This is a genomic window from Phyllobacterium sp. CCNWLW183 (assembly GCF_037203775.1).
Taxonomy (GTDB): Bacteria; Pseudomonadota; Alphaproteobacteria; order Rhizobiales; family Rhizobiaceae; genus Phyllobacterium; species Phyllobacterium ifriqiyense.
In genome coordinates this window covers 1-20,398 of record NZ_JBBCBN010000015.1, presented here as the reverse complement: position 1 = coordinate 20,398, position 20,398 = coordinate 1, and the positions used below count along the sequence as shown (strand labels likewise).

Here is a 20,398-nt window from a genome sequence, read left to right as displayed (position 1 = left end):
GGTACGAGCTATGAATATGGCAGAATTTGGCCGTAGTGAAGCAACGCTTCAACATTGACATCATTCAAGGCCCCTCTTATCTGTCCAACGGCTTTGCGTCCAGATAGCTTGGCAGAAGTTGCTTTATACCTTTGACTTGTTAGCTCAGATATATGGCAGCTTTGTAGTTCCGGACATCAGACGCTTCAAATGCCGGGACTCACCGGCAGAACGTATTTAAAGAGAGGACCAGGGATGGTCAGTTTCGGCGGCTTAGCTCGCAAGCTTTTTGGCTCTTCAAACGAGCGTCGCGTAAAAGGATTCAAGCCTCGCGTTGATGCAATCAATGCGCTTGAACCGGAAATTTCGGCCTTAACGGACGAACAACTCAAGGGCAAGACTGCGGAGTTCCGAGCGCAGTTGGCAAATGGCACAAAGCTGGATGACCTGCTGGTGCCCGCATTTGCTGTGGCACGCGAGGCCGCCAAGCGCGTTCTCGGCATGCGTCCCTTCGACGTCCAGCTTATCGGCGGCATGGTCCTGCATGAGGGCGGCATTTCGGAAATGCGGACCGGTGAAGGCAAGACACTCGTCGCGACCTTGCCGGTTTATCTGAATGCGCTAGAGGGCAAGGGTGTTCACGTCGTTACCGTCAACGACTATCTGGCCAGCCGCGATGCGCATTGGATGGGCCAAATCTATAATTTCCTCGGCCTAAGCTACGGCATCATCGTCCACGGACTCGATGATGAAGAACGCGCCAAAGCCTATAATGCCGATATTACCTACGCGACCAATAATGAGCTGGGCTTCGATTATCTGCGCGATAACATGAAGTATGAGCGCGCGCAGATGGTTCAGCGCCCGCACAATTATGCCATCGTCGACGAAGTGGATTCGATCCTTGTCGATGAGGCGCGTACGCCGCTGATCATTTCAGGCCCGCTGGATGACCGCTCTGATTTCTATAATCTCATCGATACATTCATCCTGCCCCTGCAGCCGGAAGATTATGAAATCGATGAAAAGCAGAAAACCGCTATCTTCACGGAAGACGGCACGGAAAAGCTGGAAAACCTGCTTCGCGATGCCGGACATCTGAAGGGTGATGGTCTTTACGATATTGAGAACGTTGCCGTCGTCCATCACGTCAATAATGCACTTCGCGCCCACAAGCTTTTCCAGAAGGACAAGGATTACATCGTTCGCAACGATGAAATCGTCATCATTGATGAGTTCACCGGCCGCATGATGCCGGGCCGCCGTTTCTCGGAAGGTCTGCATCAGGCGCTTGAAGCCAAGGAACATGTGACAATCCAGCCGGAAAACCAGACACTGGCTTCAATCACTTTCCAGAATTATTTCCGCATGTACAAGAAGCTGGCCGGTATGACCGGTACGGCCTCCACCGAAGCGGAAGAGTTCGGCAATATTTACGGTCTTGAGGTTACGGAAATTCCGACGAACAATCCGGTCAAGCGTCTGGATGAAGATGACGAAGTTTACCGGACTGTCGAAGAAAAATATAAAGCCATTGTTCGCGATATCCGCGAAGCAGCGGCAAAGGGCCAGCCTGTCCTCGTCGGTACGACCTCCATCGAGAAGTCCGAGCAACTGGCCGATCGCCTGCGCAAAGAAGGTTTCAAGGACTTTCAGGTTCTGAACGCCCGGTATCATGAGCAGGAAGCCTATATTGTGGCACAGGCGGGCGTGCCGGGTGCTATTACAATCGCTACGAACATGGCTGGTCGCGGCACCGACATTCAGCTCGGCGGCAATCTCGAAATGCGCATTGCGCGTGAACTCGACGACATGCCTGCTGGCGAAGAGCGCAAGGCCAAGGAAGACGCTATTCGTGCCGACATCGCTGTCCTGAAGGAAAAGGCACTGGCTGCCGGTGGCCTTTATGTTTTGGCGACGGAGCGGCATGAAAGCCGCCGCATCGACAATCAGCTGCGCGGTCGTTCAGGCCGTCAGGGTGATCCGGGCCGTTCGAAATTCTTCCTGTCCCTGCAGGACGATCTGATGCGCATTTTCGGTTCGGAGCGCATGGATGGAATGCTGCAGAGACTGGGTCTCAAGGAGGACGAAGCCATTGTCCACCCTTGGATCAACAAGGCACTTGAAAAAGCGCAGAAGAAGGTCGAAGCGCGCAACTTTGATATCCGCAAGAACCTTCTGAAATATGACGATGTGATGAATGATCAGCGTAAAGTGATCTTCGAGCAGCGTCTCGAAATCATGGATGGCACGGACCTCAGCCAGACGACCAAGGAAATGCGCGAGGACGTGGTTGAGGACCTGACCAACCGGCATACGCCGGAAGGCGCTTATGCGGAACAGTGGAACATCAAGCAGCTGGATGAAGACGTCCGCAATATTCTCAATCTCGACCTTCCGGTAACAGATTGGGCGCTTGAAGACGGTATAACGTCAGATGATGTTCGTGAACGCCTGTTCGACGCGGTCGAAAAGGCGGCGGCGGATCGTGCTGAGCGCTTTGGGCCCGAAATCATGGCCTATGTCGAAAAATCGATCATACTTCAGAGCCTTGATGCGCTTTGGCGCGAGCATCTGGTCAATCTTGATCACTTGCGGTCTGTTGTCGGTTTCCGCGGATATGCCCAGCGTGACCCGCTCAACGAGTATAAGACCGAAGGATTCGAGCTGTTCCAGACAATGCTGGTCAACCTGCGCCAGAACGTGACATCGCAATTGATGCGCGTTGAACTGGTTCGGGATGCGGCAGCTACTCAAGAGCCGGAATTGCCTCCGATGGAAGGCCATCATATTGATGGCACGACCGGCGAAGATGATTTCGGCGAAGGTAGCATGCTTGCCGTGCAAGAAGATTTGCGCATCGTGGATCCGGCGGATCGCGACCCCAATAATCCACAAAGCTGGGGCAAGATTGGCCGCAACGAAGCCTGTCCTTGCGGCTCGGGCAAGAAGTACAAACACTGCCACGGCTCTTTTGCCTGATTACAAAAAAGGCCGCTTTAATGCGGCCTTTTCATTACCGAGCATTCGTGTCTACTTTTCGAACCGTTTCTAAAGGTTTACTGAGTAAAGCTCCCTCATTGGCCATAATTGGAGCTGCCCCTTGCGATTTTCTGCGGTACAGACTGCAGACCGGTTTCTGCCGGAGAAACTGACCCGCCAGCTCCATCCATGGCTCCTTCGCCTGGATGCTTTGCTCGACGGGACCAATCAGCATGCCGTAGCGCAGCGCGTTTCGTTGATTGCTTTCGGCATTCGTATTATCAGTGCAGCCATAGCTCTTCTATCGCAGGTCATATTCGCCCGCTGGATGGGGCAATTTGAATATGGAATTTTTGTTCTCGTATGGGTGACAGTCGTCATCCTTGGCAATCTTTCCTGTCTCGGCTTCCAGACCAGTATTATCCGCTATGTCCCGGAATATCTTGAGAGCAACCAGCTAAATCGCCTGCGCGGCATCCTGTTTACCAGCAAGATATTTGCCATATCGATGACGACCTTTCTGGCGCTTGCCGCCGCGGCAGGCATTTATCACTTCCGCGATGCGCTGGAAGCTTACTACGTCACGCCCTTCCTGCTTGGATTTGTTTGTCTTCCGATGATCGCCCTCGGCGATACGCTTGACGGCACAGCACGCTCACGCTCATGGGTTCTGGTTGCCCTCACCCCAACCTATATCGTCAGGCCGGTCCTGACCCTCATCATCATGAGCATTGCCCATGCGGCCGGCTTTACACCCACAGCTATTATCGCCGTGATCTGCTCAATTATCGCAACCTACCTTACAACGCTGGTTCAATTGCTCGTGGTCAATAACCGGTTCAAGTCTGTTATCCCTCCTGGAAACAGGTCCATTCGTTTCGGCGAATGGTTCACAGTCTCGCTACCTATCTTCCTTGTTGAGGGCTTTTTCTTTCTTCTCACCAATGCGGACGTGCTGATGGTCGGGCGGTTCATGGAGCCTGACAAGGTCGCCACCTATTTTGCCACTGTGAAACTTCTGGCTCTCGTGCACTTTGTCTATTTCTCGGTAAAAGCCGGTGCCGCGCAGCGATATTCCGAACTGATCCATACAACCGACCACGCCCAACTGGCCGCATTTGCAAGAGACACGGCGCGCTGGACATTTTGGCCCTCTCTTGCAATGGCGCTGGTGCTGCTTTTGCTGGGCAAACCACTGCTCTACCTGTTCGGTGACGAATTCACGGAGGGCTATCCCCTCCTTTTCATCATGGTTATCGGTGTGGTTGCCCGCGCGTCGGTTGGGCCGGCTGAAAGCCTGCTGAACATGGCCGGAAAGCAAAAAATCTGTGCTGCGGTTTATGCTCTCACACTGATTGTTAATATCTGTCTCAGCATTGTGCTCATCCCGGCCTATGGTTTGACCGGAGCCGCATGCGCCACCGCTTTTTCAATGGTATTTGAAGCCGTGACCTTAACGCTGACTGTTTACAAACGTCTGAACATTACGATGTTCGTTTTTGCCGGCAGGGTAATCGAGAAACCTGCCAAGGAAGAAGTCTGATGGCCGCGATCCCGCTCCTTGAAGAACTCGCCGGTGGTCCTTCTGCGCATATCATTGCGCAGTTGTCGGGCATGGATTCTTCGCGCGATGCGACAAAGCAGTTCGAGGAAACTCTTAGCACGCACGCCATTCCTCGCAAGCTTTCCATCTACTCAGCTTCCGCCGGTTTTGAACTCCTTGATGAACTGGAATATCTCACCTACCGGACGATCGAGCCAAACATCTTTTTCAATCCCCGGTTTCTGGCGCCCGCCATGCCACGCCTCGATGACAGGCAGGTCCGGTTCATGGTTATGCGCGACGAGAACGACATCAAAAGCCGCCTGCGCTTCCTGATGCCCTACACGATAGAGCGCCCGGGCTTTGCTTTTTCAGGTTCGATCTTGCGCGCTTGGGCGACGCCGTTTGGACCACAGGGAACGCCCTTGATCGATCGCGACGACCCCGTTGGCGTTCTGAATGATCTCTTCGACATGCTGGGCCGCAAACATCTGAAACTACCGGAAATCCTGGTTTTCCCGGATATGCTGCTCGACCGCCCGGTGGCGCAGCTTATCCGTTCAATAGCCATGGAACGGAACCTGCCACTGGTCACGACGCACCAGATGGAACGTCCCGCAATTGAAAGTACCAAAGAGGGGGCCGAATATTTACGCGAAGCCATTGGCGCAAAACATACCAAGGAGTACCGCCGGCTCTGGCGGCGTCTCTCAGAAAAAGGCGCCCTCACTTACGTCGTCAGCCGTAGCGAAGAGGATATAAGACACAAACTCGAGGATTTCCTGGCACTGGAAGCCAGTGGCTGGAAGGGACAGCGCGGCTCGGCGATGGCCGTAGACCGGTTCCGTGCGGCCTTTGCACGTGAGGCCGTCAACAATCTTGCTGCACGTGATCTGGCTCGCATCCATACGCTGGAATTGGATGGCAAAGTAATCGCGGTGCTGATCGTGTTCATCGAAGCGGGCGACGCGTGGACTTGGAAAACCGCCTATGATGAGCGTTTGGCGAGTTTCTCGCCGGGTGTTCTTTTGATGATTGAAGTGCTGAAGAATCATTTGGAAGATCCCAATATTGACCGGACTGATTCTTGCGCCGTGCCGGATCACCCCGTTGCGTCTCGTCTTTTCCAGGAGCGGGAGAAAATCGGAACTCTGGTCATCGGCCTTACCCCGCAAGCAGATCGCGCCACCCGGCAGGCGGCTTCGCAGATCCACCTTTACCGGCGCACCCAGAATATTGCCCGCCTCATGCGCGAGCGCTTGCGCAATTTGACCGGACGAAACTAGACCCTTTCTTGCTTATGCTTGGCATAGCCCAGATTTATCAGATGGCGCATGACATCGGCCGGAACATCAGCATCTGAAAACTGGTCATGATATGCTCCCGTATGCTCGAAGGGGTTTTCAGATACGTGGTCCCCATTGTTTTCGGCATCCGACCCCAACAGCACATAAGCAGCATGCCCGGCGCTCTGCAGTGTAAACCCGCAATAGTCGGCAATGTCTGCGGCGATCTTCTCGGGATACTGCAGCAAGTCTTCCTGTCTTATTGCAAGGTGATCAACCCGATCTTTCCATGAAAGCCAGGCTTCAATGGAATTCACCCACCGTTTGAAACCTGGGCCGGGATCTTTCTCTATGGTCTTGCGCAACATGCTGGCGACAACGTCGCGCCCATCACGATAAATGTAGATAATTTTGGCATTAGGAAAATGGGCTTTGACAGCGTCAACGTGGAAAACATAATCCGACCACTTGTCTCCCCAACGCCAAGCATCACGCCTGCCATAGACCGAGTGCAAGGCTGCCGAATAACCTTGCTCCGCCTCCAAACCTGTCAGCTCGATTTTATAGTGCCAGAACTGCAGCCAAAGGTTTTTCTCCACTTGAGCACGTTTGTTCTCAAGCCACTCAGCCAATGAAAACTGCTCTTGCCAAGCGGGCCACGCAAACAATGCCCATTCATTGGAAATCATCATTCCATTATCGTTCAAAATCCGAACAATGGCGGTCGTACCACTTCTTTGACACCCGCAAACTATTATCGGGCTGCCTTCAGCATGTTCATTCATTAATCTTCCCCAATTTAGATTTATTTTCTACAGGATCGGAAGAACTCACAATACAGATCACGACAAAATAGCCCCCAACACATTGATTTAATATTGTATCTTCTCGCCCTTGAGAAATTTGATCGAGCAAAAGACAGCGCGATGGCGCCGCCCTGAGAAAACATCTCAGCTGAAATCCGTTTCACACACGGCCCATCACGCGCTAAACAGACGACTACCGCTGATCAATTGGAATGAAGCCTATGACCGATACAGTTACCGACCGCTTTCTTCGCTATGTCGTGATCGACACCCAGTCGGATGCCAGTTCTTCAACACAGCCCACGACCCAGAAGCAGCTTGATCTTGGCCGCATACTTGTCGCTGAACTGCTCGAAATTGGCCTGACCGACGCCCATCTGGACGAACATGGTTATGTCTATGCAACCATCCCCTCCAATGTCGACAAGGACGTGCCGGTCATTTGTTTCTGTTCGCACATGGATACGGCGCCCGATTTCACAGGGACAAATGTGAAGCCCCAACATGTGCTGAATTATCAAGGCGGGGACATTCAGCTGACCGGAGATACGCAGCAGATCATTCGCGTGAAAGATCATCCTGTCCTGCTTGATCAGATTGGCAACGACATCATCACAACCGACGGCACCACTTTGCTTGGAGCCGACGACAAAGCGGGTCTCGCCGAGATCATGACGGCTGCGCAAATCCTCATGGATAATCCCGACATCAAACATGGCACCATTCGCATCCTGTTTACGCCGGATGAGGAAGTAGGGCGCGGCGCTGACAAGGTTGACCTTGAAAAGCTCGGTGCGCAATTTGCCTATACTGTCGACGGTGAAACCGCCGGACATATTGAAGATGAGACATTCTCGGCAGATGGCGTTGAGATCACCATTCAGGGTGTCGCAATCCATCCGGGTTTTGCCAAGGACAAGATGGAAAACGCCATCAAGATCGCCAGCGCGATTATTGCCGCTTTACCCAAGAATATCGCCCCCGAAACGACTGAAGGCCGCGAAGGTTTTATTCATCCGGTCAATATTACGGGTTCCATGGAAAAGGCCACGCTCGCCCTTATCATCCGTGACTTTAACGATGAGGGTCTGGTGGTAAAGGAAGCCATGCTGGAAGATCTGGTCAAGAAAGTGATCTCCGATTTCCCCGGCTCTTCTTACAAATTCACTGTGAAACAGCAGTATCGCAATATGAAAGCGATTCTCGACCGGAACCCCGAGATCGTGGAAAACGCAATCGAAGCGATTCGGCGCGCGGGCATGAAACCCGTGCGCGGCAGCATAAGAGGTGGCACGGATGGCTCACGACTATCCTATATGGGCCTTCCTTGCGCAAACCTCTTTGCCGGCGGCCATGCCTTTCACTCGCCGCTAGAATGGGTCAGCAGGCAGGACATGGAAAGAGCTGTAAAGACAATCGTGGAACTTGCCAGGATATGGGAAGAGCGCGCGTGAGGATGCTCCGCGCTGCCTCTTGGAAACATTGCCCGAGTACAAGGCAAGCGAACGGCTTGTGGCCACTCGCTACGCGCTGGCTTTGTGACTTCTGCGGCCGAAAATAGAGCAAGCATTTCCCGCATCATGGAGGTGACACGTCACCGAGATCCACGCACTGTTGAAACCTATGTTCGGCGCGCGGATCGCTTCAAAGATCATGCCGGCGATGGTTTCTTGTGACTAGATAACTTGAGTATCTGACGGACTGTGAGCTCTATCCGCCACTGATATGACCATGCTATCACAATTCCACTCCAAGGCAGGCTGGTAAGTATGAAAAGTAAAAAGCTAGGCGCATTCGAATTTGCAACTCGTATAAATGAGTTTGACGAAGCGTGGACACGTCAACTGCAAAACCAGATGAAGCGCGTCAGAGACAAAGTCGTCCCTGAGCGAAATACGCAACGATTTAGCCATGGCAGAACATGGAGGACTGCGCCATCAAATGGTGGGGACGAGGAAGGCGAGTTGTCTATGCATTCCACAGAGCTACAATTAAAGTTTGAAGATATCGTATCGCACAATTTGTCATCACTTCCAGCACTTCAGTCAGCACTTGTAGCAGACCTAGAGCGGCAGTTCATGGGATCATTATATGAAACGTTAGGTCGTTCCACTGAGAAAACCGGCAACGTTGTGCGGGCTAACGAACACCATTCCATGGCGGATGCATTTCTAGAGATACTGCGAAAAATCGAGTTTGGTGTAAATCAAGATGGGGAGATTAGCCTGCCTGAGCTTCATCTTGGTCATGAGGCACACGTTAAAATGATGGCTTCCTTATCTGAACAAGGTGTTGAGTTTCACGAAGAAGTAGAGCGTATAAAAGCATATAAAAGCGCTGCGGCGTTAGATAGAGAACGGGAACGGCTCGCGAAATTTCCAAAAATGAATGAGGAAAAGTGATGCGCATCCTCTTAGCAATTGGATGCGATGAATATATTCATCCGCGGCTTTCGAAGCTTTCTGGCGCCTTTAACGACGCAAAAGCCATTTATGATCACTTAGTCGTTGATGGCTGGGGCGAATATGACAGTTCTCATTCTCGACTAGTTTTATCCCCCTCACTCACCGAAGTAAGAGAGATAATCGAGGAGCTATTATTCAACAGCGGTCCAATAGATGAATTCACTTTTTTCTTTGCAGGACACGGTGGGACTAAAGATGATGCATACTTCTTATGTCTGAAAGATTCCCAGCTCGACAGGTTGTCAATTACTGCCTTGTCCATGAGCCAACTATTCGGCTGGCTGAATGAAGCAAAGGTTCGCCAAACAAACATAATTATCGATGCGTGCCAATCCGGTGGCATAACTCGTGATGTATCAACTTTGCTCAACCCCAGTGTAATTGGTAAAACCGGATCGCCTGCTGTTAGCATACTCGCGGCTTCTGGCTCCAACGAAAGTGCTGAAGAGGTCGACGGACGAGGTCGCTGTACGGATGAGGTGATGCGCTGCTTAAAAGGCGACGTCGTTGTTCAAACAAGCCGCCCAGTACTGGACCTTGTGGAGATTGGCAAAATGGTCTCTGAAAGTCTTGGAGGCCAATTTCAAACGCCCGTTTACTGGGGCATTAACCTTTATGGTAGAGCTCAATTTGCCAAAAACCCGCTTTATTCGGGCGGCCAGCCACACATCACGGAGGTTATCTCCAACTTTACAACCAATACTGCAGCTAACAATTATATTCGTGATAACGCGGACAGACTTTGGGAATTTTATCTAACGATGTCGCGCGGATTTGATGCTCCGCGATTTATCGATTTGGTCGAACCATTTTGCGACAACTTTGCAAATAATCCTGATTTGATTGCGTCATTTCTCGAAGGTATTGCGAATACTTTTGGTCCAAGGTTACGCGGCTCCTGCGACCTGTTTGACGAAGCACAGCTTCACGCTTCTTGCCTCGCTGCAATGTTGGCATACTCTCAAGAAAACTCTGCCATCACGGTTCTGACAAATGATCTTACCGCCCGTGTAATAAATTGCGTAGACGAAGCAATTCGCTCTCTCTTAATCGAACTCCAAGGAAGCGAGTATGCTTTGCTGTCAGCCAAAGCAGGTTTCGCTGATCTTTATTTTCTGCCGCTGAGGCTACTGTCAATATTGGGGTGGATTGGCGCATCAGCTCACGCGTCTGAGTTGATCGGGCGACCAGAGCTACTATCGAAATCAAATGCTTTGTTACTGCTAAAAGAAATTGTTGAGAAATACTCGCAGTCAATTGTCGCTATTTCGGACGAACAAACGTCATCATTTATTGCGTTTGCAACTTCCAGAGAATTACTCAATTGCACGGACGAAGTAGAAGTTGTGTCAGGCTATCTTTTCTCAACTCTTTATGAGAACCGCGGTATTGTTGCAGCTAGCGGTCTTTCCGGAAGCGAGGCTTTTTCATTTCTGGAGGCTCGGATTCGGGGTGATTTCTCTGAAGTCGGTGAAATAATCGCAAGGCCGACAACGTTGTTGCCTGCACTCTTACTCGTTTATAATTCTTTGGGAATGCCTGATGTGATCGATGGCTCGTTGAAACAATTCGATCATGTGAATATGAATCTTTATATTCCTGACAACATCAAGACATTCGCTGAAGAGCGTATGGATGGTGGCTTGAACTATTCGTTCGCAATTGGCCACGACATTTGGTCGGTAGCTGACTTTGTTGAGCAATGGCGGCCTATTGAGCAACGGATATTATTGGATCCCAATCTTTCGTCCTCATCTGTTCGCTCGGGTGCTTTATTTAGTTCGCTGCTACGACCGAATCGCGAACCTTGGTATCTTTTGACCTGAAATATCGCCCAGAAGCTTCCAAATACTCCTATTAGAGAAATATTGGAGAATTTATTCAAAGGGGGATGCTGGGGTGGATGGAAAATGAGGCGCTAGGCGTATTGCCTTGAAATTACAATTGATTTTAGAGAAAAATGGTGCCCCTTGCCGGAATCGAACCAGCACTCCTTGCGGAACCTGATTTTGAGTCAGGCGCGTCTACCAATTCCGCCAAAGGGGCCGCCAAAAAGCGTCGGAGATGAGCGAACTCAACTCCGTGAAAGCCAAATACATGCAGAGGGCACCTTCGGTCAACAGCAATAAAAGCTTTTTCGCGGATAACGCACTCGTGTGTTGCCCCTGCCCGCAGTCAAAGCTAGAGGCGGGTGCAAGATACCTGCCAGCGAGGTTGCGAAAATTGATCGTCCCGATTCCATTTGGCGAATGTTTGCTCTAAGAGACCTTGCATATTTACTCCAGGCGGGAACCGATAATGCTGCGCAGACTGTATGATTGGACAATGTCACTGGCCGCGCGCAAGTCGGCTGAAGCATGGCTTGCGGTCATTGCCTTTGTCGAGAGCTCGGTTTTCCTCGTTCCCGCAGACGTGCTTTATCTGCCGATGGCCCTTGCCCGTCCCGAACGGGCCTATCGCTATGCGCTGGTTGCCACTATTGCCTCTGTGCTTGGCGGAATAGCCGGCTGGATGCTGGGCTTTTATGCTTATGAAACCCTCGCCAAGCCGATACTTGAAATGTATGGCAAGCTTGATGCCTTTGAGGCCATGCGCGGCTCCACCAGCGCTGACGCGATCCTGCTCCTGCTTGTAACATCGGGACTTGCTCACCTGCCTCCCATCAAGATAGTCACCATTCTTTCAGGCGCGGCGGGTATCAACATCTGGCTGTTCATCGTCTCGGCAATTATCGCACGCGGTGCGCGCTTCTTCTTTCTCGCATGGCTTTTGCGCCGTTACGGCGAACCGATCCGCGATTTTATCGAAAAACGCCTCGGACTCATTGCCGGTGCAGCGGCGCTCATCCTGATTCTGCTCTACGCCGTGTTCCATTATCTTCATCTGTAGTTGCGTCAATTCAAGAGGACCAGCGCCGTCATGACCAATACCAAACCCCATTTGAAGACCGCACTTTTTCTGCTGCTGGCCATGATTGTCACAGTCGGCTCGGCATTGGGTTTTCAACATATTGGCGGCTATCTCCCCTGCAAGCTATGCCTTGAGCAGCGCTATCCCTATTATGCCGGTATCCCCCTGATGGTGCTGGCGGTCGCTTCATCATCCCTGAAATGGCCTGCGGGTCTGACGCGGTTGCTTCTGGCTCTGGGCGGCCTGCTCATGCTCATTGGCCTTGGTCTTGCAATATTTCATGCGGGCGTGGAGTGGAAATTCTGGGCAGGCCCAACTGATTGCACGGCGGTGGCAATGTCGATCACGACGGACGCAGGCAGCCTTCTAAGCGATATGAATTCTGTTCGCCCGCCTGCATGCGATACCGCAGCTCTGCGCGTTCTCGGCCTGTCCTTTGCTGGCTGGAATGCCATTGCAAGCTTAGTTCTGATGATCGTAGCATTTCGCGGCGCAGCGAAATCCTAAATCTAATCCACAATGCAGAAACCTTCTGAGAATTCATCCCGATGAGGCATGTGATGTGATTTTTGAGAACCGTAGCGCAGCGAACTTTCGGGTTCGTGAGCAACGGAAGCGCAGAAAATTGCAACAGATGGCCATCGGGGTGGATTGGCAGGAGGTTTCTACGGCTCGAGCTCGACATCCCAATAAAGATAATCCATCCAGCTTTCATGCAGATGGTTTGGCGGGAACATGCGGCCATTATTATGCAGATCGTGAACTGTCGGCGGGTAAGGCTTTTGCCTCGGCCACATCTTGGCGCGATCCGGCATAAGGCCTCCCTTGCGTAGATTGCAGGGCGAACAGGCAGCGACAACATTTTCCCAAACTGTTTCGCCACCGGCGCAACGGGGGATGACATGGTCGAATGTCAGATCTTCTTCCGAACCGCAATATTGGCATTCGAAGCGATCGCGCAGGAAAACATTAAACCGCGTAAAAGCCGGGTTGCGCGACGGCTTGATATAGCTTTTCAGCGAAACGACACTTGGCAAACGCATCGCGAATGAAGGCGACGAGACTTCATGCTCGTATTCGGCCACGATATTCACACGGTCAAGAAAAACCGCCTTGATCGCGTCCTGCCAGGACCAAAGCGACAAGGGATAATAACTGAGCGGACGATAGTCCGCATTAAGTACCAGAGCCGGCAGTCCGTCCGGCGAGACGGCTATTGTCAAGGAATCAACTCCAATCCAACCATCAGGCCTTCATATTGTAAGCTTGACGTGACAGGAATGTGAAGCGAATTGCTGCGCGGCAGCAGAAAAAGCACCGTTATTTCAACTTCATGCGACGGGTGTAGCATCACGGCCACGGGTTGCGGCGTAGTAAGCCCAGAAAAGTCTGGCAGCCACACCCCGCCAAGGCGACCAGCGCTCGGCAAAAATCTTCAATGTTTTCGAATCCGGCCGCACTGATTCGCCATATGCATGCGCATAGGCATGTTGAAGCGCGACATCCCCTGCGGGAAAGACATCCGCATGACCGGCTGAAAAAAGCAGATAGACCTCGGCGGTCCATGGGCCAATCCCCTTGACGTTCGTCATCACCTGCATCGCCTCTTCGATGGGCCGCTCACAAAGGTCGAACAGGTCGAGTTCGCTGGCGACGATCGATTGGCTTATCCGGGCGAGCGTCGCCTGCTTGGCGCGGGAAAGACCCGCGATTCGCCACGCTTCCTCGCCTCCTGCCAGATAGTTTTCCGGCGTCAGCGGGTCGATAACGCCAATGAGGCGTCTCCATATAGAATCGGCGCTCGCCTTGGACACCTGCTGGGAAACGATGACCGATGCCAGGCTTTCAAAACCCGGCGCGGAGCGACGCAAAGGCAACGGTCCAGCCTTCTCTGCAATCACCGCCAGTTCGGGATGAGCGCGCAACAGGTCCGCAAGGCCTTCGGCAATATCGTCGAGTGTATCAATTCTGCGCATATGTCTTCATCCTTGCATGATCCGGCAAACACCGTATCAATGAGTGTGAACAACGCCAAGAATGTCCAGCGCGCATGACAGTTCCGGTTTTCAGATTCGCACCCAGTCCCAATGGCTCCCTTCATCTCGGCCATGCCTATTCCGCTCTTCTGAATCAACGGATGGCACAGAATATGGGTGGTCGGATGCTGCTCCGCATGGAGGATATAGATCGCGAACGCTGTACACCCGAACTTGAGCATTCAATGCTGGATGACTTGGAATGGATTGGCCTGAATTGGGAACAGCCTGTTCGCCGCCAGTCGGAACATTTTCCAATCTATCAGGAAGCTCTGGATCGCCTCGTCAAAATGGAACTTGTCTATCCGGCATTTCTTAGCCGCAGTGGTATCAAGCGGGAGATCGAGCGTTCCAACATGGATGATTGGCCGCGCGATCCGGACGGCGCTCCATTCTACCCTCCGATTGAACGCCTGCTTTCAAAGCGCGAACAGCAAACACGCATGGCAAGGGGAGACCCTTATGCCTGGCGCTTGAACATGGACCGCGCTCTTGAGGTGGCAGGAACGCAACTGATCTGGCATGAATTTGGTTCGCGTGAACACAAGGTCAATGCCCGGCCTCAGGACTGGGGCGACATCGTCATCGCCCGACGCGATATACCCACCAGTTATCATCTCTCCGTCGTTATTGATGAAGCTTTGCAAGGCATTACGCATGTGGTTCGTGGCAAGGATCTCTATCACGCCACCAGCGTTCACCGCCTGCTTCAACACCTCTTCGGCATTGAACCGCCGCTCTACCACCATCATAGGCTCGTTCTGGATAATGACGGCAACAAATTATCGAAAAGCCGCAGGGATACGTCCCTGCGATCTTTGCGTGAGCGAGGGATAACACGTCAGGAGATATGTGATTTGATCGGTTTATGATCTATCGCATCTCACTTTGCGGGTATAAGTCAGTTGTCTCCTTCAATGATCCGGCTGTACCCCCAATGTCCGTACGCTTCCTTCCAGCCCTGTTCGTTCTTCTGTGGGCTACCGGCTTTATCGGCGCGCGCTACGCGATGCCCTATATGGAACCGTTTCTGTTTCTCATGGCACGCTTTGCCATTGCAGGCGCAATATTAGGCGTATGGGTTATTCTGGCGGGCAATAATTGGCCCGATAGGCGCGGAGCGATGCACGCAATCATCGCCGGCTGCCTGATCCATGGCGCTTATCTCGGAGCTGTGTTCTGGGCCATTCACAAGGGCTTGCCCGCTGGCATGTCTGCATTGGTCGTCGGCCTGCAACCCCTGATCACTGCGCTGATTGCGGGTGTAACGCTTGGCGAAAAAATACAGCCGCGGCATTGGGCGGGACTGGGTGTCGGCTTCATTGGCGTTGCCATGGTGCTTTGGCCCAAGCTTTCGATTTCTGCCGATGGTATTACCCCGGCAACTGTCGGCGCTTCGATCTTTTCGGTTATTGCCATCAGCGTCGGCACCGTCTGGCAGAAACGCTTTGTTGGCCAGATTGATTTAAAGGCAGGAACAACCTTGCAATATCTGGGTGCGATGGTGGTCATGGCAATCATGACATTGTTGTTCGAGACTCATGAAATCATCTGGTCAGGCTCACTAGTATTCGCCATGTTCTGGCTGGTCGTCGTTCTTTCCATCGGCGCGGTCCTGCTGCTGATGATCCTGATCAACCAAGGCGCAGTCTCGAAAGTCGCGTCGCTGTTTTATCTCGTGCCCGGCGTCACGGCCCTGATGGCCTATGTCCTTTTCGGGGAGACATTGACGTTATTTCAGCTGGTTGGCATGGCCATTGCCACGTTGGGCGTTGCGCTTTCGACCGCAGGTCAAAGCCGCCGCGCCACCCTTCCCTCGCGATAGATAATAATCGCAGCGTTTATTTCAGCTCCGATAATGAAGATGGCTGCGATTATATAAAGGAAAACAATAGCGGCCATAATCGAAGCAAGTCCCGCATAGGTCGAGATATAAGACGCAAATGTCTCCAGATAGCTGGCAAAGATCGTGGCCCCAATAGTCCAGGCAATCAGTGTAAGCAGAATGCCGGGCAGAATATCAACAAAACGCCTGTGCCCTGCTGGCAGCCAGAGATGAACCACAAGAAGGCCGATGATGAGCACGGCCGATGCAATGCAATAGCGCCAGAAACTGATCGTTCCCGATAGAAGATAAATTTCAGGATACCATTTCGAAGCAATCCGCATCGCCAGCGGGGCAAGCACCAGCAGAAAGCTGATCGCCATGATGCCGATGGTCGCGATAATCACATAGCCAAGACTTTGCAGACGGCAATAAATGATCGAGCGCGTATCCACCACACGATAAGCCCGGTTGAGCGCGACCCGCAAAGCTTCAATACCATTGGATGCAAAGTAGGCAGCGGCAATCACGCTGATTGTCAACAACCCGCCGCGCTGCACATTGAGAACATTGCTCACTTCCTGCTTGATTGGGTTGGCGATCACCTCCGGCCAGGTGTCGAATACGACATGCACTGCCGTCTCGGTAAAAGCACTTGCTCCGAGAAAACTCGCCAATGCCGTGGCAAAAATCAGAAACGGAAAAAGCGCCATGATTCCTGACAGCGCAACATGGCTCGCCAGTGCCCATCCATCATCCGTGCTGAAATGCCCCAGAGCGTCACCAAGAATACGCCGAAGAAAACCATATAGTTTACGCATCAATGCAGGTTTGCCCCCATGGTCATGTACGCGAGATTGCAAGGCACAAGCGAATATGTGAAGTGTTTTTTTGCGCAACCTATTGAATCGAAACCATGCCCCGTTCCAGAACGATTTTGATTACAGGATGTTCCAGCGGCATGGGCGCTTATTGTGCACGCGCCCTGAAGGCTGATGGCTGGACCGTTTTTGCTACTGCCCGCAAATTATCTGACATAGATGATCTTAAAGCGGAAGGCTTTTCGGCTCATTACCTTGACTATAGCGAGGCGCAATCCATCAGGGATACGGTCAGGGCTGTTCTTGAACAGACCGGCGGCACGCTCGACGCACTCTATAATAATGGCGCTTACGCGGTGCCCGGCGCTGTGGAGGATTTGCCGACAACGGCGTTACGCGAGCAATTTGAAGCAGCATTTTTTGGTTGGCATGAGTTGACGCAACTTATTGTTCCGGTGATGCGGCGGCAGGGTCATGGGCGAATTGTCCACTGTTCATCAATTCTCGGCTTGGTACCCATGAAACTGCGCGGAGCTTACGTCGCTTCGAAATTTGCACTCGAAGGGTTGATGACAACACAGCGGATGGAACTGGCTGGCTCCGGCATTCATGTATCGCTGCTCGAGCCGGGGTCGATCGAGTCCCATTTCAGGACCAATGCGGCGGCCCAAATAAGCAAATATATCGATATTGAAAAATCAGTGCATCGCGAGCAATACGAGAGAGAAATCGCCAAATTCTCACAGGCAAAGCCACCACGATTCGCACTTGGGCCAGATGCCATTTACAAGGTTCTGAAACACGCATTGGAAAATGAGCGTCCCAGACCCCATTATGTGGTGACGGTTCCAGCTAAGCTGGCAAGTTTTGCCAAAAGAATGCTATCGGCACGTGCGCTATATCGCATGCTTGCGAGCCAATCATGACAGGAGCAGACTGCAAGTCAGCCTGATAAGGAATAACATCATGGACATCATCTTCAAGTTTCTGGCAATTGTCGCCATTGCCGCCGTCGCTATCGTGCTTCTCGTCGGTCTGCGCAACATGATGAAGGGCGGCGATGCCAACTTCTCCAACAAGATGATGCAACTGCGTATTCTGCTGCAGCTCGTTGCCATCATCCTGATTGTTGGCGCCATCTACTTCCATCGCGCTGCAGGCTAGGGCGGATATAATGGTCAAGCTCAACAAGATTTATACGCGCACCGGCGATGATGGCACCACCGGCCTCAGCACTGGAGCGCGCCGTTTAAAGCATGACTTGCGCGTAGAGGCTTACGGCACTGTGGACGAGGCAAATTCCTTTGTTGGCCTCGCCCGATTGCATACGGAACGGGATTATCCCGAACTCGATGCCATGCTTTTTCGCATCCAGAATGATCTTTTCGATCTCGGGGCTGATCTTGCCACCCCGGATACGGGTGAAACTCTCGCCTACGAGCCTTTGCGTATCATCGATACCCAGGTTTCAAGAGTTGAAGCTGATATTGACCAACTGAACGAAAAGCTTGAGCCTTTGCGCTCCTTCGTGCTGCCGGGAGGCTCCCCTGCATCAGCCGCTTTGCATCTGGCGCGCACGATTTCGCGCCGTGCAGAACGTCAAATGGTCGAGCTTTCTCAAAGGCCCGATGAGATCGTCACGCCCGCCGCATTGAAATACATCAACCGCGTTTCCGATTTCCTGTTTGTTGCGGCTCGGGTTGTCAATGACAATGGCGCGAAAGACGTGTTATGGGTGCCGGGTAAAAATCGCTGACAGGCCTGAGGCAGGAACCCGGAATTAATGTTCATTCCACTATATGACGCCAATCGCCTCAAATACATAAAACTACAATATGTTACGCTTTCACTCATTGTTTTGAATGTTCTGATTTTTGGGCTTGTGGCCCTTTTCGATCCGGACACCCAAAAAGCCTCAATGATATTTGGCTACATCCCCGCCGTAGCGCAGGGTCTGGTTGTTCGTCCGCCGGAATATGACTTTATAGCTAGTGGATGGACCTACATCACCTATACGTTCATGCATGCCGACATCTACCATCTCGGCGGAAATATGCTGTTTCTCTGGGTCTTCGGCGACAATGTCGAAGATGCCATGGGGCATATAAAATTTCTGATCTTTTATTTTCTTTGCGGTGCCGCCGGTGCCTTAATGCACGGGTTTGTTTTTTCCGACTCTCATGGCCCATTAATTGGCGCATCGGGAGCGATATTCGGGGTTGTCGCCGCTTATCTCATGCTTCACCCGCGGGTCTGGGTTTGGGTCTTCGCCTTCGGACGCATTCCTTTGCCGCTTCCGGCAATCTATCTGCTTGCACTTTGGATCGCCGAACAGTTCTTGATGCTCTTCGTACATGGCGATGAACGCATCTCCTGGTCAGCCCATGTCGGCGGAATTATTTCGGGCGCATTGCTGGTCGGTATTCTCAAACGCTGGAGCATTCCGCTGTTTGATCGCACCATTGTCACACCTCGCGCCGTCGTGACCGAAGACAAGCAAAACAATGAGGCCTGAAGCCGCGGCTTCAAGGTAGCGCAGAACTTACCTGTCTAAATTGGAAATCTGCTGGAGGTTGTTTGTAGACAATACCAAAGCTTTGGCTCAAATTCACCACACACATTGGTTTCGGTGCGCTTCCAGTGTCCACGTCACGTCTCTCGATATCCGGTAGAAAGACACCAATGTTTATTCCACTGCATGACGCCAACAGCTTAAAATACATCAAGCTGCAATATGTGACACTTTCGCTGATAGCGCTGAATGTCATCATTTTTGCGCTGACCAGCATTGCCGGAGATCATGCGGAAGCCACAATTATTGGACTTGGCTATATACCCGCCATTGTCCATGACCTTGCAGCTCTGCCTGCAGCCTATGATATTGTGCCGCCAAATGCCACTTACATCACCTACGCATTTCTCCATGCCGACATTTTCCACCTCGGCGGCAATATGCTGTTTCTCTGGGTATTTGGAGACAATATTGAAGACGCTCTCGGCCACGTAAAATTTTTGATCTTCTATCTTTTATGCGCGGCGGCGGGAGCTCTTCTCCATGGCGTCATTCTGCCGGATTCAGAAGCACCATTGATAGGCGCTTCTGGTGCGATAGCAGGTATCGTTGCCGCCTATCTTATACTCCATCCTCGCGTGAAAGTTTGGGTTCTGGCCTTTGGACGAATTCCGCTGCGCATCCCGGCGATCTATCCACTCGTCCTTTGGGTTGCCCTGCAATTCGGTATGCTTTTGTGGGGTGGCGATGAGCAAATATCATGGCCGGCGCATGTGGGCGGGATTATAGCAGGTGCATTGCTCATTCTCATTTTGAAGCGCCGCAATGTTCCGCTTTTTGACCGTGCCATAGTCTCTCCGCGTGCCGTCGTGGTCGAAAAAGAGCCAGCTATCGCCGCTACGCAAACCGAACCTGCGAAATGGGGCAGATAGACCCACATCATTCAATCGGTTGAAGTACAGATTGTCGCATAGCGCGCATTGACCTTTACGTCACTCATATTTACGGTCCCGCGCTGTTCAGACACAAACGTGTCGCTTTTTTCACCTCAATGTCGGCATCCGGCAAGCAGGTACTGTGATAGGACAGTTAAAGCTGTCATTTGAATGTTGAAGAGGGAGTCCCCATGAAAGTCCTCGTACCGGTAAAGCGGGTAGTCGATTACAACGTCAAGATCCGCGTCAAAGGTGACGGTTCAGGCGTTGAGCTTGCAAATGTGAAAATGTCGATGAA

General features: G+C 52.1%; 19 protein-coding genes, 1 tRNA gene and 1 pseudogene. 16 read left to right on the top strand and 5 right to left on the bottom strand.

The window, feature by feature from the left end; translation table 11 throughout:
- Positions 1-234: 234 nt before the first annotated feature.
- The 3 genes from secA (at position 235) to bspF (ending at position 5,790) form a co-directional block, all read left to right on the top strand.
- On the top strand, positions 235-2,961 hold the full coding sequence (gene secA / locus V9K95_RS23270; protein ID WP_336442359.1) for a preprotein translocase subunit SecA: 2,727 nt from the start codon (positions 235-237) through the stop codon (positions 2,959-2,961).
- Between the two features lie 121 nt (positions 2,962-3,082).
- Positions 3,083-4,504: a lipopolysaccharide biosynthesis protein gene (locus V9K95_RS23265; RefSeq protein ID WP_115055446.1), complete on the top strand. Its 1,422-nt coding sequence runs from the start codon at positions 3,083-3,085 to the stop codon at positions 4,502-4,504.
- On the top strand, positions 4,504-5,790 hold the full coding sequence (bspF, locus tag V9K95_RS23260) for a type IV secretion system effector crotonyl transferase BspF (RefSeq protein WP_336442358.1): 1,287 nt from the start codon (positions 4,504-4,506) through the stop codon (positions 5,788-5,790). Before V9K95_RS23265 ends, bspF begins: the two co-directional genes overlap by 1 nt.
- Here the strand turns inward: bspF and V9K95_RS23255 are convergent.
- Positions 5,787-6,575: a sulfotransferase family protein gene (locus V9K95_RS23255; protein ID WP_336442357.1), complete on the bottom strand. Its 789-nt coding sequence runs from the start codon at positions 6,573-6,575 to the stop codon at positions 5,787-5,789. The genes bspF and V9K95_RS23255 overlap by 4 nt on opposite strands.
- A gap of 242 nt (positions 6,576-6,817) precedes the next feature.
- On the opposite strand from V9K95_RS23255, the gene pepT reads away from it, so the two are divergent.
- The 3 genes from pepT to V9K95_RS23240 all read left to right on the top strand — a co-directional run bounded on the left by pepT (position 6,818) and on the right by V9K95_RS23240 (position 10,887).
- Positions 6,818-8,050 carry a peptidase T gene (gene pepT / locus V9K95_RS23250; RefSeq protein WP_336442356.1) on the top strand — a complete coding sequence of 411 codons (1,233 nt, stop codon included), beginning with the start codon at positions 6,818-6,820 and terminating at the stop codon, positions 8,048-8,050.
- A 315-nt stretch (positions 8,051-8,365) separates the two neighbouring features.
- Complete coding sequence (locus tag V9K95_RS23245; RefSeq protein WP_336442355.1) at positions 8,366-8,998, top strand: hypothetical protein; 633 nt, start codon at positions 8,366-8,368, stop codon at positions 8,996-8,998.
- Positions 8,998-10,887, top strand: a complete 1,890-nt coding sequence (locus V9K95_RS23240) for a caspase family protein (RefSeq protein ID WP_336442354.1) — start codon at positions 8,998-9,000, stop codon at positions 10,885-10,887. The genes V9K95_RS23245 and V9K95_RS23240 overlap by 1 nt, the downstream gene beginning before the upstream one ends.
- 135 nt (positions 10,888-11,022) lie before the next feature.
- On the opposite strand, the gene V9K95_RS23235 is transcribed toward V9K95_RS23240, so the two are convergent.
- Positions 11,023-11,107 (bottom strand) — tRNA-Leu (locus tag V9K95_RS23235).
- Between the two features lie 252 nt (positions 11,108-11,359).
- On the opposite strand from V9K95_RS23235, the gene V9K95_RS23230 reads away from it, so the two are divergent.
- Together V9K95_RS23230 and V9K95_RS23225 are read left to right on the top strand one after the other, a co-directional pair.
- Positions 11,360-11,950: a YqaA family protein gene (locus tag V9K95_RS23230; RefSeq protein ID WP_115055459.1), complete on the top strand. Its 591-nt coding sequence runs from the start codon at positions 11,360-11,362 to the stop codon at positions 11,948-11,950.
- Positions 11,951-11,980: 30 nt separating this feature from the next.
- Positions 11,981-12,478 (top strand): disulfide bond formation protein B, encoded by a 498-nt coding sequence (locus V9K95_RS23225; protein WP_336442353.1) that lies wholly within the window; start codon positions 11,981-11,983, stop codon positions 12,476-12,478.
- A 158-nt stretch (positions 12,479-12,636) separates the two neighbouring features.
- Here the strand turns inward: V9K95_RS23225 and V9K95_RS23220 are convergent, their stop codons facing one another.
- Positions 12,637-13,194, bottom strand: coding sequence for an HNH endonuclease (locus V9K95_RS23220; protein ID WP_008127884.1), 558 nt, complete (start codon positions 13,192-13,194; stop codon positions 12,637-12,639).
- A gap of 108 nt (positions 13,195-13,302) precedes the next feature.
- The gene (locus V9K95_RS23215; protein WP_336442352.1) at positions 13,303-13,947 is read right to left on the bottom strand and encodes a DNA-3-methyladenine glycosylase family protein; all 645 of its coding nucleotides are present in this window, start codon (positions 13,945-13,947) and stop codon (positions 13,303-13,305) included.
- A gap of 74 nt (positions 13,948-14,021) precedes the next feature.
- On the opposite strand from V9K95_RS23215, the gene gluQRS reads away from it, so the two are divergent.
- On the top strand, positions 14,022-14,879 hold the full coding sequence (gene gluQRS / locus V9K95_RS23210; protein WP_336442351.1) for a tRNA glutamyl-Q(34) synthetase GluQRS: 858 nt from the start codon (positions 14,022-14,024) through the stop codon (positions 14,877-14,879).
- Positions 14,880-14,944: 65 nt separating this feature from the next.
- Complete coding sequence (locus tag V9K95_RS23205; RefSeq protein ID WP_115055575.1) at positions 14,945-15,832, top strand: DMT family transporter; 888 nt, start codon at positions 14,945-14,947, stop codon at positions 15,830-15,832.
- On the opposite strand, the gene V9K95_RS23200 is transcribed toward V9K95_RS23205, so the two are convergent.
- Positions 15,799-16,653 (bottom strand): YihY/virulence factor BrkB family protein, encoded by an 855-nt coding sequence (locus V9K95_RS23200; RefSeq protein ID WP_115055466.1) that lies wholly within the window; start codon positions 16,651-16,653, stop codon positions 15,799-15,801. The two genes, V9K95_RS23205 and V9K95_RS23200, sit on opposite strands and share 34 nt — an antisense overlap.
- Before the next feature lie 95 nt (positions 16,654-16,748).
- Between V9K95_RS23200 and V9K95_RS23195 the strand changes: the two genes are divergently transcribed.
- The 6 genes and pseudogenes from V9K95_RS23195 to V9K95_RS23170 all read left to right on the top strand — a co-directional run.
- Positions 16,749-17,579, top strand: coding sequence for an SDR family oxidoreductase (locus V9K95_RS23195; protein WP_336442350.1), 831 nt, complete (start codon positions 16,749-16,751; stop codon positions 17,577-17,579).
- Positions 17,580-17,619: 40 nt separating this feature from the next.
- Positions 17,620-17,817, top strand: a complete 198-nt coding sequence (locus V9K95_RS23190) for a twin transmembrane helix small protein (protein WP_307280322.1) — start codon at positions 17,620-17,622, stop codon at positions 17,815-17,817.
- A 10-nt stretch (positions 17,818-17,827) separates the two neighbouring features.
- Positions 17,828-18,409, top strand: coding sequence for a cob(I)yrinic acid a,c-diamide adenosyltransferase (locus V9K95_RS23185; RefSeq protein WP_336442349.1), 582 nt, complete (start codon positions 17,828-17,830; stop codon positions 18,407-18,409).
- 27 nt (positions 18,410-18,436) lie between these two features.
- Positions 18,437-19,168: a rhomboid family intramembrane serine protease gene (locus tag V9K95_RS23180; protein WP_307280327.1), complete on the top strand. Its 732-nt coding sequence runs from the start codon at positions 18,437-18,439 to the stop codon at positions 19,166-19,168.
- Positions 19,169-19,335: 167 nt separating this feature from the next.
- Positions 19,336-20,097 (top strand): rhomboid family intramembrane serine protease, encoded by a 762-nt coding sequence (locus tag V9K95_RS23175; RefSeq protein ID WP_336442348.1) that lies wholly within the window; start codon positions 19,336-19,338, stop codon positions 20,095-20,097.
- A gap of 194 nt (positions 20,098-20,291) precedes the next feature.
- Positions 20,292-20,398, top strand: a pseudogene (locus V9K95_RS23170) (electron transfer flavoprotein subunit beta/FixA family protein); the annotation flags it as partial.